At 65.2% G+C, this 13,527-nt stretch carries 15 protein-coding genes; 9 read left to right on the forward strand and 6 right to left on the reverse strand.

Annotated elements, in window-relative coordinates:
• Positions 1-20 precede the first annotated feature (20 nt).
• Complete coding sequence (locus ACIGJG_RS16815; protein ID WP_011299397.1) at positions 21-668, forward strand: hypothetical protein; 648 nt, start codon at positions 21-23, stop codon at positions 666-668.
• Between the two features lie 184 nt (positions 669-852).
• Positions 853-1,083 carry a hypothetical protein gene (locus tag ACIGJG_RS16820; protein ID WP_041679736.1) on the forward strand — a complete coding sequence of 77 codons (231 nt, stop codon included), beginning with the start codon at positions 853-855 and terminating at the stop codon, positions 1,081-1,083.
• A gap of 141 nt (positions 1,084-1,224) precedes the next feature.
• On the opposite strand, the gene arsC is transcribed toward ACIGJG_RS16820, so the two are convergent.
• Complete coding sequence (gene arsC / locus ACIGJG_RS16825) at positions 1,225-1,584, reverse strand: arsenate reductase (glutaredoxin) (RefSeq protein WP_011299399.1); 360 nt, start codon at positions 1,582-1,584, stop codon at positions 1,225-1,227.
• Positions 1,585-1,725: 141 nt separating this feature from the next.
• Here arsC and ACIGJG_RS16830 point away from each other — a divergent pair, with 141 nt between their 5' ends.
• Positions 1,726-2,310 (forward strand): GNAT family N-acetyltransferase, encoded by a 585-nt coding sequence (locus ACIGJG_RS16830; protein WP_041679737.1) that lies wholly within the window; start codon positions 1,726-1,728, stop codon positions 2,308-2,310.
• Between the two features lie 4 nt (positions 2,311-2,314).
• Here ACIGJG_RS16830 and ACIGJG_RS16835 read toward each other — a convergent pair whose 3' ends face one another.
• The 3 genes from ACIGJG_RS16835 to ACIGJG_RS16845 are packed head-to-tail and all read right to left on the reverse strand — an operon-like array spanning position 2,315 to position 3,866.
• Positions 2,315-2,935, reverse strand: a complete 621-nt coding sequence (locus ACIGJG_RS16835) for an FMN-dependent NADH-azoreductase (RefSeq protein ID WP_011299401.1) — start codon at positions 2,933-2,935, stop codon at positions 2,315-2,317.
• A 2-nt stretch (positions 2,936-2,937) separates the two neighbouring features.
• Positions 2,938-3,384 (reverse strand): GNAT family N-acetyltransferase, encoded by a 447-nt coding sequence (locus tag ACIGJG_RS16840; RefSeq protein WP_373460818.1) that lies wholly within the window; start codon positions 3,382-3,384, stop codon positions 2,938-2,940.
• 2 nt (positions 3,385-3,386) lie between these two features.
• Positions 3,387-3,866, reverse strand: a complete 480-nt coding sequence (locus ACIGJG_RS16845) for a carboxymuconolactone decarboxylase family protein (protein WP_011299403.1) — start codon at positions 3,864-3,866, stop codon at positions 3,387-3,389.
• 66 nt (positions 3,867-3,932) lie between these two features.
• On the opposite strand from ACIGJG_RS16845, the gene ACIGJG_RS16850 reads away from it, so the two are divergent.
• Positions 3,933-4,439: a MarR family winged helix-turn-helix transcriptional regulator gene (locus ACIGJG_RS16850; RefSeq protein ID WP_011299404.1), complete on the forward strand. Its 507-nt coding sequence runs from the start codon at positions 3,933-3,935 to the stop codon at positions 4,437-4,439.
• A 66-nt stretch (positions 4,440-4,505) separates the two neighbouring features.
• On the opposite strand, the gene ACIGJG_RS16855 is transcribed toward ACIGJG_RS16850, so the two are convergent.
• Positions 4,506-5,774 (reverse strand): M20/M25/M40 family metallo-hydrolase, encoded by a 1,269-nt coding sequence (locus tag ACIGJG_RS16855; RefSeq protein ID WP_011299405.1) that lies wholly within the window; start codon positions 5,772-5,774, stop codon positions 4,506-4,508.
• A 49-nt stretch (positions 5,775-5,823) separates the two neighbouring features.
• Entirely contained in the window at positions 5,824-7,077 is a 1,254-nt protein-coding gene (locus ACIGJG_RS16860) for an allantoate amidohydrolase (RefSeq protein WP_011299406.1), read from the reverse strand.
• Positions 7,078-7,480: 403 nt separating this feature from the next.
• Between ACIGJG_RS16860 and ACIGJG_RS16865 the strand changes: the two genes are divergently transcribed.
• The 5 genes from ACIGJG_RS16865 (at position 7,481) to ACIGJG_RS16885 (ending at position 13,457) form a co-directional block, all read left to right on the forward strand.
• A complete protein-coding gene (locus ACIGJG_RS16865) occupies positions 7,481-8,872 on the forward strand; it encodes a C4-dicarboxylate transporter DctA (protein WP_011299407.1) in 1,392 nt (463 codons plus the stop codon).
• A 47-nt stretch (positions 8,873-8,919) separates the two neighbouring features.
• On the forward strand, positions 8,920-9,612 hold the full coding sequence (locus ACIGJG_RS16870) for a GntR family transcriptional regulator (protein WP_011299408.1): 693 nt from the start codon (positions 8,920-8,922) through the stop codon (positions 9,610-9,612).
• 492 nt (positions 9,613-10,104) lie between these two features.
• Positions 10,105-10,905 carry an SDR family oxidoreductase gene (locus ACIGJG_RS16875; RefSeq protein ID WP_220631118.1) on the forward strand — a complete coding sequence of 267 codons (801 nt, stop codon included), beginning with the start codon at positions 10,105-10,107 and terminating at the stop codon, positions 10,903-10,905.
• Between the two features lie 28 nt (positions 10,906-10,933).
• Entirely contained in the window at positions 10,934-11,719 is a 786-nt protein-coding gene (locus tag ACIGJG_RS16880; protein ID WP_011299410.1) for an enoyl-CoA hydratase-related protein, read from the forward strand.
• A gap of 76 nt (positions 11,720-11,795) precedes the next feature.
• Positions 11,796-13,457 (forward strand): long-chain-fatty-acid--CoA ligase, encoded by a 1,662-nt coding sequence (locus ACIGJG_RS16885; protein WP_483672552.1) that lies wholly within the window; start codon positions 11,796-11,798, stop codon positions 13,455-13,457.
• The last annotated feature ends 70 nt before the right edge of the window (positions 13,458-13,527 follow it).

Raw genomic sequence — 13,527 nt, forward strand, 5'->3', positions numbered from 1 at the left:
AGGCCGTTTCCGCAAGCGCCATGGCAAAGCGGCAAGCTCCCGACACCCGCCCGGAGATCTACGTCAGCACCGACATCGAGGCTGACGGACCGATTCCCGGCCCGCATTCGATGCTGTCGTTCGCATCGGCCGCCATGCTCGCCGACAAGACCGTGGTCGGCACGTTCTCGGCCAACCTGGAGACTTTGCCCGGCGCGGTGGGCCATCCGGTCCAGATGCAATGGTGGGAAACGCAGCCCGAGGCCTGGACCGCCTGCCGGCGCGACCTGCAACGGCCCGAGGCAGCGATGGTCCGCTACGTCGAGTGGGTCGAAAGCCTGCCCGGCAAGCCTGTGTTCGTGGCCTTCCCGGCCGGCTTCGATTTCACGTGGATGTTCTGGTACATGATGCGCTTCGTCGGCCGCTCGCCGTTCGGCTGGGCCGCGCTGGACGTCAAGACGCTGGGGTTCGCGCTGACCGGCCTGCCTTATCGCAAGGCCGTCAAGCCGGCATTTCCGGCTGCGTGGAAGGATCCGCTGCCCCACACCCACGTGGCACTCGACGATGCGCTGGAACAGGGCGCGCTGTTCTGCAACATGCTTGCCGAAGTCCGCGCGCGTGAAGCCCGGCTGGCTGCTGGCGAGGTCTCCGACGCAAGCGAACCTTCACCTCCGCCGGTGACGGAGTGAGCCGCTGTTTCCGCCGTATGTGCGCGGACTGGCATCTGCCGGCAGGCCGCCTATAGTAAAGATGCAGGTGGCGGCACCGGGTGAAACCTGACGACTTGCGATTCGCGGACCAGCGCAATCACGCCATCTGCCTGCGCCATCGCGTTGCCCGGCCTGCGCGGCCCCCGCCGAGGAGGTGTTGATCATGCGTATTCCTACCGACCTGCACTTCAAGGAACTGGCCGGCCGGATCCATTGGCCGCATCCCGCCGAGCGCAATGCTTCACAAATCACCCATCGACACACCTCGGATGAAGATGCCGAAGTCGCCAAGGCGACGCTATATGTGAGTACGGTTACGTTGGTCGTGCTGCTGGTGGTGCTGGCGGCAATCGCTTTCGGTCAGGAAGCTATGCACTGGTTGGGTGTTCCTTAAGACGACTCAACCTGAAGCTATCTGGTTTAGCTGACCGGGCCGGCCTCTGCCTCGGGTGGAGGCCGGTTTTGATTTTTATGCGTTGTCGTTCCGGGCGTGCGCCAGGAACAACAACGTCTTCAAGCACCCCGAGCCCCCAAATCACCCCAACAAACTGACCACCTTCTCCGGGGGCCTCCCGATCGCGGCCCGCCGGTTCCTGACCACTACCGGCCGTTGCAGCAAGATTGGATTGTCGGCGACGGCCGCCAGCAATTCGGCATCCGTGAGCCCTGGATCAGCCAGATCCAGCTCCTGATACGGCGGTTCGTTGTCCCGCATCATTTCCCGCGCCGACACCCCGAGCATGGTCTGCAGCTGCCGCAGCGTCGACAGCGAAGGCGGCGACTTCAGATACTCCACGACCTCCACCGGTTCGCCGAGGCGTTCGGCGGCGGCCTCGACCAGGGCCAGCGTTTCGCGCGATTTCGAGCAGCGAGGGTTGTGATAGATGGTGATCATGGCAGGTGTCCTTCTTGTCGAATAATCACGCACTATATACGTGCACCAGCGCTGTGCAAGCCTGCTGCCCGATGCCGGCATGCATTGTGCTGAATGGCTCGCACACTACGATTGCCAACCATGGCGGCGACACCGATTCCCATGACGATTTCCCCGATTTCCCTGCCCCCGGCGAGAGCCGGGCAGCAACGCAAACCGTTCACCCTTCGCGATGCCGGCCCGGCCGACGTGCCGGCCATCCAGGCGATCTACGCTCACCACGTGCTGCACGGCCGCGCCTCGTTCGAGGAAACACCGCCCGGTGTGGACGACATGCAGTTGCGCATGGCCGAAGTCTTGCGCAAGGGACTGCCGTACTTGGTCGCGGAGCGCGATGGTGAGGTGCTCGGTTACGCCTATGCCTCGTCATACCGTGCGCGCAGTGCTTACCGGTACGCCATCGAGGACTCCATCTATGTTGATCACCGCTGTGTAGGCGAAGGTCTGGGGCGAACCTTGCTGGAAGCGCTGATCGCGCGCTGCGAGACCGGGCCGTGGCGGCAGATGGTCGCGGTGGTCGCCTGCACCGCCAGCGGCGAGGGTGCTGGCTCTCTCGCCGTGCATGAGCGGCTCGGTTTCCGCACGGTCGGCCGGCTCGAAGCGGTCGGCTTCAAGCACGGGCAGTGGATCGATACGGTGCTGATGCAGCGGCCGCTTGGCGCTGGCAACGGGACGCTGGCCGAGTAGCCGTTCAGGCTGCCCGGATTGCCAGGCTCCCCGTCCACGCATTGAGCCGCTCAAAGCCGCGTGCGACGAAATCCTCGCCGCGCGCCATATTCTCCATGCGCACCACTTCGACCTGCGTGATGCCGACCGAGCCAAATACATACTGCAGGTAAGGCGTCATCATGTCGCGCTGGCTGCCCGGCCCGTCATGGAACGGTCCGCCGCAGGACACCACGGCCAGCACCGGGCGGTCCGCCAGCAGGCCGACCTTGCCGGCAGGCGTACTGCGAAACGTCCGGTTGGATCGCACCACATGGTCGATCCAGGCCTTGAGCGCGGACGGCACCGTGAAGTTGTGCATCGGCGTGGAGATCAGCACGATATCTGCCGCCTCCAGTTCACCAATCAGCGTCTCGGACAACGCCAGCGCAGCATGCTCGGCGGGACCGCGGTCCGCAGCCGGCATCAGGCTTGCGCGGGCCATGGCGCCGTCGATATGAGGCACCGGGTCGGCGGCAAGGTCGCGATCGATCACGGTCAGCGGCCCGTGCCGGCGTTCCAGCCACGCGATCATGCGAGCGCCGGCCTGCCGGCTATAGGAATTTTCGGCGCGCGGACTCACGCTCAGGTAAAGGAGCTTGGGCATGGTCAATCCAGAACGATGTTGAAACGCAGCGCCGAGGCGAGCAGGCCGTTGCGGTAATAGAAGCGGTGGCCAAGCACGTTGGTGAGCGGCGTATCGAGCACCAGCTTGGTGCAACCGAGCGCGCGTGCCTCATTTTTGAGCCGATCCATCAGCCGGGCGCCGTACCCACCGCTGCGCGCAGACTCGTCGGTGACCAGGTCATCGACATAGAAGTGAACGCCGTGGACCAGGTTGTCCTGCAGGCGAAAGCCCGCCAGCGCGACCGGACGACCCTCGTCCCAGACGGCCATCAGCCTGTAGCCGGCCGACTGCTGGCGGCGCCAGCGTGCGATGAGTTCGTTCACGTCAGCCAAATGAGGACGTAGCTGGCGCATCAAGCCGAAGCAGGCCGCTACATCGTCGTCATCATCAACGTAACGAATATCCTCGTTGATTTTTTCAATTGGCATATTCATCGCGCAGCTCCGATGTCGGACGTCGGCGGCGTGAACCGGTAGCCCACGGCGATACGGTTCCAGAAGTTGATGCTGGCGATCGCCGTACCGAGAAACACAAGTTCCTGTTCGGAGAACTGCTCCCGGACCTGCGCGTAGATGGCATCCCCCGGGCCATGGCCCGACAGATCGCTCAGGGCCTCCGCCCAGGCCAGCGCAGCCTGCTCCCGGTCGCTGAACACGCCTGCGTCACGCCATGCCGCGAGCAGGTCGAGCTTGCGCGGATCGACATCGAGCTTGCGGATGATGTTCAGGTGGAACTGCAGGCAGAACGCGCAGCCGTTGATCTGCGAGACGCGCAGCTTGACCAGTTCTACCAGCGCCTTGTCCAGTCCGGAGTCGGTCACGGCCTTGCTGAGCGCAGCCAGCGCGGCATAGACGGCGGGAGCGGTCTGGGTGAACTGCTGGTATTCCATGCGTGCCATGGTGTTCGCCATTGGGTCCTCCGTTGGAAGTGATAATATCAGAGCACGAACATAATATAAGAGCACTGACATTACATTATGCGCAAGACCAAGGAAAAGACCGCATCCGTGGCAGGGAATTCCGGCGCGGAGGGCGTACCCATTCCAGCGCCCGGCGAAGGCAAGCGCGGGGAAAGCGGCTATCTGGGCTACCTGCTCCGCCAGGCCGGCGCCGCGAATCGCCTGCGTATGGAGCGAGCGCTCGCGGATCTCGGCGTGACGCCGCCGCAGTTCGTGGTGATGACGATGATCGGCGCATACCCGGGCGTGTCGAACGCCGATCTCGCGCGGCTTGCGGTGCTGACGCCGCAGACAGTCAGCTTGATCATCGGCAACCTCGAGAAGGCCAGTGTCATCGAACGCCAGCCGCATCCCGTGCATGGACGCATCCAGAACATCGCCCTGACGGAGGCAGGCAAGACGCTGCTCGCGCAATGCCGGGAGCGCGTACAGGAGAACGAGGCGCGCCTGCGCGCGGGACTCACGGACGCCGACGAGCAGGTCATCCGGCGCTGGCTGGTGGCGCTGGCCGTCGAGACGGAGTGATATCTACAAAAGAAAAGACCCGCATTGCTGCGGGCCCTCCGGACTTCGCGATGAAATGCCGAAGCCTTACGCCATCAGGTCCGACAGCGCCAGCGCCACCACCTTGGTCGCGCGGTTCAGGTCGTTGAGGCGCAGGTTCTCGTCCGAGTTGTGGCCGCGTGCTTCCATCAGCGTGCGCGGGCCGGCGCCGTACAGCACCGTCGGGATGCCGCGCTTGGTGTAGTGGCGCGCGTCGGTGTACAGCGGCACGCCTTGCACCGGGATCTCCACGCCGAACACGGACTCGGCACGGCTCTTCAGCGCGCCGATCAGCTTTTCCACGCCCGGCAGTTCCGACAGCGGCTCGGCCAGGATGATGCGCTCGACCTTCACCTCGATGCCCGGACGGTCCTTCGCGGCCTTTTCCACCACGGCGCGGATTTCGCCTTCGGCGTCGAAGCCGATTTCCTCGGGGATCATGCGGCGGTCGACGCGGAAGGTCACCAGGTCCGGCACCACGTTGGTGTTGATGCCGCCCTTGATCAGGCCCACGTTCAGCGTAGCGGTGTCGATGCCCGGCACCTTGGACTTGCGCGTGGCCAGCTCCGCGCGCAAGCCGTAGATGGCTTGCAGGATGTGCGTGGCGGCTTCGATGGCGTCGACGCCGGTGTGCGGCATGGCGGCGTGGCCTTGCTTGCCCTTGACCGTCACTTCGACGTGCAGGCAGCCGTTGTGCGACGACGTGATGCCGTACGAGAAGCCGGCCGAAATCGCGTAGTCGGCCTTGCTCAGGTTGTTGTCGAGCAGGAACTTGGGACCGATGTCGCCGCCGGTTTCCTCGTCATAGGTGAACTGCAGCTCGACCGCACCGTTGATCTTCGCGCCCTGCTTCTCGGCTTCCATCAGCGCCAGCACGGCGTAGGTGTAGGTCGCGAAGTCCGACTTCGACACCGCCACGCCGCGGCCGTACATGACCGGGCCGTGCTCGCTGTCCGCAATCTCGCCGCCGTACGGATCCTTGGTCCAGCCCAGGCCCGGAGGCACCACGTCGCCGTGGGCGTTCATGGCGATGACCGGGCCGCCCGTGCCGAATTGCTTGCGCACGACCAGGTTGGTCGCGCTGATCATGCCGGCGGCCTTCACTTGCGCTTCAGGCACCTTGTGCGCTTCGACGGTGAAGCCCAGACCTTCCAGCAGTTCCTTGGCGCGCTTGCCGTGGGCATCGCAGTCGCCCGCCGGGTTGTCGGAGGGGACCTTGACCAGCTCTGCCAGGAAGGCTTCCTGTTGCGGGCGATGCTGGTCGATGAACGTCGTCAGCGTGGTTTCGATCGGGTTCATATTGTCTCGTGCGGTCATGGCTTGTTTTCTGGGAATCTTAGTAACAGGAAGCGTTCGGGGGACAGCCTTATTGCTGCCGCTGGAAGTGCTCGACGAAATCGCTGAACACGCGCGCGGACAGTTCGGCGTCCTCGGCGGTCATGGTTTCGGTCGGGTGGTGGCTGATGCCGCCGTTGCCGCAGCGCACGAACAGCATCGCGACGTCGGCAATCGCGGCAATGGCCATGGAGTCATGGCCGGCGCCGGAGGGAAGGTGGCGCACCGGCACGCCCTGGCGGGCGACGGCGGCGGCCCATTGCTCCTGCAGCCACGAGGCGCAGGGAACACTCTTGGCTTCGTGCGTCTTGCGCACCTGCGCACGCACGTTGCGGCGTGCGCACACGCGTTCGATCTCGGCCAGTACGTCGTTCACGGCGGCTTCGCGCTCGGCGTCCTCGCCGGCGCGGATGTCGATCGAGAACACCGCGCGGCCCGGCACCGTGTTGGTCGCGCCGTTCGGCACGTTGAACTGGCCCACGGTGCCCACCAGGCCCGGCTTGCCGCCGCAGCGCTTTTCGATGTAAAGGCCGATTTCGGCACCCGCCATGGCCGCATCGCGGCGCATGTCCATCGGCACCGTGCCGGCGTGGCCGGCGAGGCCTTCGAGTTCGATGACGAAGCGGGTCGCACCCGAAATCGCGGTCACCACGCCGACTGGCAGGCCTTCATTGAGCAGTACAGGGCCCTGTTCGATATGGACTTCGATAAAGGCCAGCACTTTCTTCGGGTCGTGCGCGGCGGCGGGCAGGCCGGCCGGGTCGAAACCGGCCGCGGCCATCACTTCGCGCATGGTCTTGCCGCTGTCGTCGACGTTGTCGAGGACGTTGTTGTCGAAGGTGCCGGCAATGGCGCGGCTACCGAGCAGCGTCGCCTTGAAACGTACGCCCTCTTCTTCGGCGAAGCCGACCACCTCGATCGCGAACGGGAAGCGCTTGCCCTGGCGATTCCATTCCGCCACGCATGCGACCGGCAGGATCACGCCGAGGTTGCCGTCAAAGCGCCCGGCATCGCGCACGGTGTCGAAATGCGAACCTGTCAGCAGCGCCGGGGCGCCCGGGTCTGTGCCTTCATAGCGGCCGATCACGTTGCCGGCGGCGTCACGGCGCACGGTCATGCCGGCGGCCTGCATCCATTCGGTCAGCTGTGCGGCCGCGCCGTGGTGCGCCTCGGTCAGATAGGTGCGGGTGAGCAAGCCGGGCTGCTCGGTGTGAACGGCCAGGGCGTCGGCCCAGGTCATGATGCGCGTGCCGATGTCTGCGGACGGCGACAGGTTTGCTGCCATGCGTTGTCTCCTGCTGGAAGGGCTTGAAGCCGCGGCACGCCTGGCTGGCGAGGTGCCAGTCGGGGCTATGCCTGGTACAGGCGCCCCATGGGCCGAAGCTCTATTCTGTGCGATTCATGGTAGCACAGTGAATTCAAAAATTGCATACAAAAATGATATGCACTATATTCGGTTCCACGTTCAGACAATCCGCTGCGGACAATCCGGTCCGGACAACGGATAGCGTGGATTCCGTCCCAACAGGGGGGCAGTCCGCGGAGGTGATGTGCCGGTGACTCGGACACGAACCTGAACGGCAAGGCCGGCAGCCCATTGGCCAACGAAGCACCGGGCTGCAGGCGTTCCTGAATCAAAACGGGCAGCCCGGCGACAGGCCAGGCAACGACCCGGTACGGAGACAACCATGCAGCACGCAGTCCAGTCGCGCCCCGCCCCTGGTGGCCGCCTCCACACCCGCTTCACCCGGTCGCTGTTCGGCCAGGTGCTGATCGCCCTGGTGATCGGCACGGCGCTCGGCATGCTGTTCCCCGAATTCGCCGCCAAGCTCAAGCCGCTCGGCGATGCGTTTATCAAGTTGGTCAAGATGCTGATCGGCCCCATCGTGTTCTGCGTGGTCGTGGCCGGCATCTGCGGCGCGGGCGAGCTCAAGAAGGTCGGCCGTGTCGGCATCAAGGCGGTGGTGTACTTCGAGATCGTCACGACCATCGCGCTGGCGCTCGGCATCCTGCTGGCCTATGTCTTTCACCCGGGCACGGGCATGAACGTGGACCCCCGCTCGCTCGATGCGTCGGCCATCTCCGGCTATATCGAGAACGCCACCAAGGTGAAGAGCGAGGGCACCGCCGACTTCCTGCTCAAGCTGATCCCGAACACGATCATCGGCGCCTTCTCCAGCGGCGACGTGCTGCAGGTGCTGCTGGTCTCGGTGCTGTTCGGTTGTGCGCTGTCGCTGGTCGGAGAAAAGGCCAAGCCGCTCGTGAGCCTGATCGACACGTTCTCGCACACGCTGTTCAAGATGATGGGCTTCATCATCAAGCTGGCCCCGCTGGGCGTGCTGGGCGCTGTGGCCTTCACCGTCGGCAAGTACGGCATTGGTTCGCTCAAGCAGCTCGGCTTCCTGGTGGTGCTGTTCTACGGCGCGGTGACCATCTTCGTGCTGGTGGTGCTGGGCACCATCATGCGGCTGTGCGGCTTCTCTGTGATCAAGCTGATCCGCTACCTGCGCGCCGAACTGCTCGTGGTGCTGGGCACTGCTTCGTCGGACAGCGTTTTGCCGCAGGTGATGAAGAAGCTCGAGTTCATGGGCATCAAGAAATCCGTGGTCGGCCTCGTAATCCCGACTGGCTATTCTTTCAACCTTGACGCGTTCTCGATCTACCTGACGCTGGCCGCCGTGTTCATCGCGCAAGCTACCAACACGCCGCTGGCGATGGGCGACCTGCTCGGCATCCTGGCGGTGGCGCTGGTCACCTCCAAGGGGGCCCACGGCATCCCGGGCTCGGCCATCGTGATTCTGGCGGCGACGCTGTCGGCGCACCCGGCTATCCCGGCTATCGGCCTGGTGCTGGTGCTGTCGGTGGACTGGTTCATCGGCATTGCGCGTGCGCTCGGCAACCTGATCGGCAACTGCGTCGCCACCGTCGTCGTGGCGGCCTGGGAGAAGGACATCGACCGTGACCGCGCGCGGGACGTGCTCAACGGTGTGGTGCCGGCCACCGAGCTGGACGAAGGCCTGCCGATGGCCGACGCGGCCCACAATGCAGTGCCGGTGCCGTCCCCCGCGGCGGGGCGCTAGAATCTCGGCATTTCCCCAAACGCGCAGGCCCTGCGCCCAAGCAAGCCATGCCCGAGCATATCGATCCCGACATGACCGCCGAAGCGATTGCCGATGACATTGTCGCGGCGATCGTCTCGCACCGGCTGCCTCCGGGCACCAAGCTGCGGGAGGAAGCCCTGGCCAGCGTCTACCGCGTGAGCCGCACCAAGGTGCGCGCGGCGCTGCTGATGCTGTCCAAGGACAAGGTCATCCAGATCGTGCCGGACAAGGGCGCGTTCGTCGCCAAGCCGAGCGCCGAGGAAGCGCGTGAGGTCTTCGCGGTGCGCCGCATCCTGGAAGCGGCGCTCGCGCGGGAGTTCGTCGCCAAGGCAAAGCCTGCGGACTACAAGCGAATCGACAAGCACCTGGCCTCCGAGCGCAAGTCGATCGAAGGCGTCGATGCCCAGACCCGCACGCGGCTGCTCGGCGATTTCCACATCGTGCTGGCCGAAGTGGTCGGCAACAGCGTGCTGACCGAGATGATGCGCGAGCTGTCCGCGCGCAGCGCGGTCATCACCATGCTGTACCAGTCGCGCCGCGATGCGGCGTGCTCGTCCGACGAGCACCGCGAGTTCATCGAAGCGGCACGTGCTGGCGATGTCGAGCGCGCGGTGGCGCTGATGGTCGACCACCTGAGCCACGTCGAGGCCGCCCTGCATTTCGAGGAAAGCCCGCCAGCCGCGCGGGGCAAGGATCTGGTAGCGGCACTGCTCGCGTAACCGGCCTTGCCGCTTGACCCCGGTCAAAGCGTTTGCGGGGTCGCCGATGCAATATTGACCCCGCTCGTGAAGACGCGGGGGCGCACTTCACGGGCACCGTGCCTGACTGATTCCTCCTGGCAGGCCGCCCGCACACCGCAACGGTGTGCGGGCTTTTTCTTTTTGGAAGGCTGTCTTTGCCGGTTGCCGCCCCGCCCGGCCGCGCCACATAATTTCCGCTGCTGCGGCGCGGCATTGCGCAGGCGGGGCATGAACGGAATCCGTCTTCGGGTTAGCATGTCGCAGGCCTGAGCCAGCGATAACTAAAGACAGGAGACACCATGCACGATTGCACCTACCTTATCGCCTGCTGCAACACCTTGCCGGAAAAGCGCGCGCGCTGAAGCCGGCCCTGCTTTTCGCTGCTCCCCCTCCTCCCTTTACGTGAACCGCCGGCTTGCCATCGGCACGCCGGTGCCTTGTCTCGCTCACCCATTCAACAGAGGGAATCCCATGTCCAGTGCATTCCGTCCTGACGCGCTCGCCGGCAAGACCGTTTTCGTGGCCGGCGGCTCGTCCGGCATCAACCTTGGCATCGCGCAGAGCTTTGCGCGCTCCGGCGCGAAGCTCGCGCTGATCAGCCGCGATCCGGAGCGCGTGGCGGCCGCTGCCGCCACCATCACCGAAGCCGGCGGTACCGCCATCGGGATGGCCGCTGACGTGCGCGACTACGCCGCGGTGGAGGCCGCGCTGAAACAGGCGCGCGACACGTTTGGCCCGATCGACATCGTCATTTCGGGCGCGGCCGGCAACTTCCTGGCGCCCGTGGTGGGCATGTCGGCCAATGGCTTCAAGACCGTGGTCGATATCGACCTGATCGGCACGTTCAATGTGTTCCGCGCGTCGTTCGATTACCTGAACAAGCCTGGCGCATCGCTGATCGCCATCACCGCGCCGCAGGGCGTGAACGCGATGATGTTCCAGGCCCACGCGTGCGCGGCCAAGGCCGGCATCAACATGCTCGTGAAGTGCCTGGCGATGGAATGGGGCCCGGCTGGCGTGCGCGTAAACGGCATCTCGCCCGGCCCGATCGCCGATACCGAAGGCATGGCGCGCCTGGCGCCCACGCCCGAGATGGAGGCGCGCTACAAGGGTCGCCTGCCGCTGCGCGACTACGGCAGCAAGCAGGACATTGCCGATGCGGCGCTGTATCTGAGCTGCGACAACGCGCGCTACGTAACCGGCACCATCCTGGATTGCGACGGCGGCAGCAAGCTCGGCGATGCGTCGGCCGATGCCCTGAAGACGAAGTGAACCCCGATTCACGAAGGAAAACACCGCAATGACTTCCCCCGTGCTCTACCACGCCAGCGAAGGTGTGGCCACCATCACCCTGAACCGTCCTGAAGTCCTGAACGCACTCAACGCGGAACTGCTGCGTGAACTGCGCGCGGCCGTGGACCGTGCCGCCGCCGATGAATCCGTGCGCGCCGTCGTGCTGACCGGCGCCGGCCGAGGCTTCTCGTCGGGCGCAGACTTGGGCGCGCGCCAGAACGCCAGCGGCGAGATGGCCGATTCCGGCACGCTGCTGCGCGAACGCTATCACCCGATCGTGCTGGCGCTGCGCCAGATGCCCAAGCCCGTGATCAGCGCGGTGAACGGCGTTGCCGCCGGCGCAGGCATGAGCCTCGCGCTGGCTGCCGATGTGGTGCTGGCCGGGAAATCGGCCTCGTTCCTGCAAGCCTTTTCGAAGATCGGCCTCGTGCCGGATGCTGGCAGCACGTACTTCGTGCCGCGCTATGCGGGCGAAATGCGCGCCCGTGCGCTCGCCATCCTGGCCGAGAAGATCGATGCGGAAGAAGCCCAGCGTATCGGCCTGGTGTGGAAGGTCCACGCAGACGACGCGCTGCAGGCCGAGGCCAGCAAGATGGCGAGCCACCTCGCCAATATGCCGACCTTCGCCTACGGCCTGATCAAGGAAGCGCTCAACGCGAGCTCCGGCAATGATCTCGCGACGCAGCTCGAGCTGGAGGCCTCGCAACAGTCGCGTGCGTGCCGCAGCGAGGACTTCCGCGAAGGCGTGGCCGCCTTCGTCGCCAAGCGCCCGCCGCAGTTCAAGGGCCGCTGATCGCCCCGTCGCCGTTTGCAGCACCCCCGGGATGGCCGTCCCGGGGCATCACGAGAACAACACAGGGAGACGCATCATGCTGGGCCTCATGCAAGACCGTCCGTTGTTGATTTCATCGCTGATCGAGTACGCAGCGGCGTACCACCCGCAACAGGAAATCATCTCGCGCACCGTGGAAGGCGGCACGGTGCGCACCAATTACGACCAGGTGCACCGCCGCGCGAAGCGGCTCGCCAACGCGCTCGCGAAGCTGGGTCTCAGCGAAGGCGACCGCATCGGCACGCTCGCGTGGAATACGCACCGGCACCTGGAGATGTACTTCGGCGTATCGGGCTCGGGCGCCGTGCTGCATACAGTCAACCCGCGGCTCTTTCCCGAGCAGATCGAATACATCATCAACCACGCCGAAGACAGCGTGCTCTGCTTCGACAGCTGCTTCGCACCACTGGTGGCCAAGCTGGCGCCGCAGTTGAAGACCGTGCGGCACTACGTGGCGATGACCGATCCCGAACACATGGCCGCGCTGGCCAGTGCCGGCATTCCCAATCTGGTCTGCTACGAAGACCTGCTTGCCGACAGCAGCGAGGACTACGAATGGCCGCAGTTCGACGAGCGCACCGCGTCGTCGCTGTGCTACACGTCAGGGACCACGGGCAATCCCAAAGGCGTGCTGTATTCGCACCGCTCCACCGTGCTGCATAGCCTCAAGGCGAGCGGCTCCGACACGTTCGGCGTGAGCCCTGAAAGCAGCATCCTGATGATCGTGCCGCTGTTCCACGCGAACGCCTGGGGCCTGCCCTATGCGTGCGCGATGAACGGCGCAAAGATGGTGCTGCCTGCCCAGCATCTCGACGGCGAAAGCGTGTACCGCTTGCTGCGCGACGAGCGCGTGAACTACTCGACCGCCGTGCCCACGGTGTGGCTGATGCTGTTCCAGTATCTCGACGCGCATCCGGAAATCGATCCGCGCGAGCTGAGCCTGCGCATCGCCGGCGTGGGCGGATCGGCCGCGCCCGCGGCGATGATCGAGCGCTTCGAAAAGCAGTTCGGCGCGACGCTGATGCAAGGCTGGGGCATGACCGAGACCAGCCCCATCGGCGTGATCAACACGCTGCTGCCGCAGCACGCGGGCCTTAGCGAAGCCGAGCAGCTCAAGATCAAGCTCAAGCAAGGCCGCGCGCTGTGGGGCGTGGAACTGCGTATCGAGGACGATGAAGGCCGGGTGCTGCCGCACGACGGCCAGGCGTTCGGCAAGCTCAAGGTACGCGGGCCGTGGATTGCGTCGGCCTACTTCAAGGCCGAACACGATGCGCTCGACAATGACGGCTGGTTCGATACCGGCGACGTGGCCAACATCGATCCCGAAGGCTATGTGCAGCTCGTCGACCGCGCCAAGGACGTGATCAAGTCGGGCGGCGAGTGGATTTCGTCGATCGACCTCGAGAACGCGACCATGAGCCATCCCGCCGTGGCCGAGGCAGCTGTCATTGGCGTGCCGCATCCCAAGTGGCAGGAGCGGCCCCTGCTGATTGTTGTGAAACGCCCGGACCACGAAGTCACGTCCGCCGAATTGATCGCCTTCCTGGCCGGCAAGGTCGTGCGCTGGTGGGTGCCCGACGATGTGGTGTTCGTCGATGCATTGCCGCACACCGCCACCGGCAAGCTGCTCAAGGTGAAGCTGCGCGACGCGTACCGCAACTACGTCCTGCCGACCGTGCGGGACGAACGCATCGCATAGACCGTGATGCTCGCGCTCCCCGGTGCGGGCATTCATCCCGAACACTGTACGAATCAATAAGGAGCCGCGC

The sequence above is a fragment of the Cupriavidus sp. C1SS-2L genome (genome assembly GCF_057073735.1).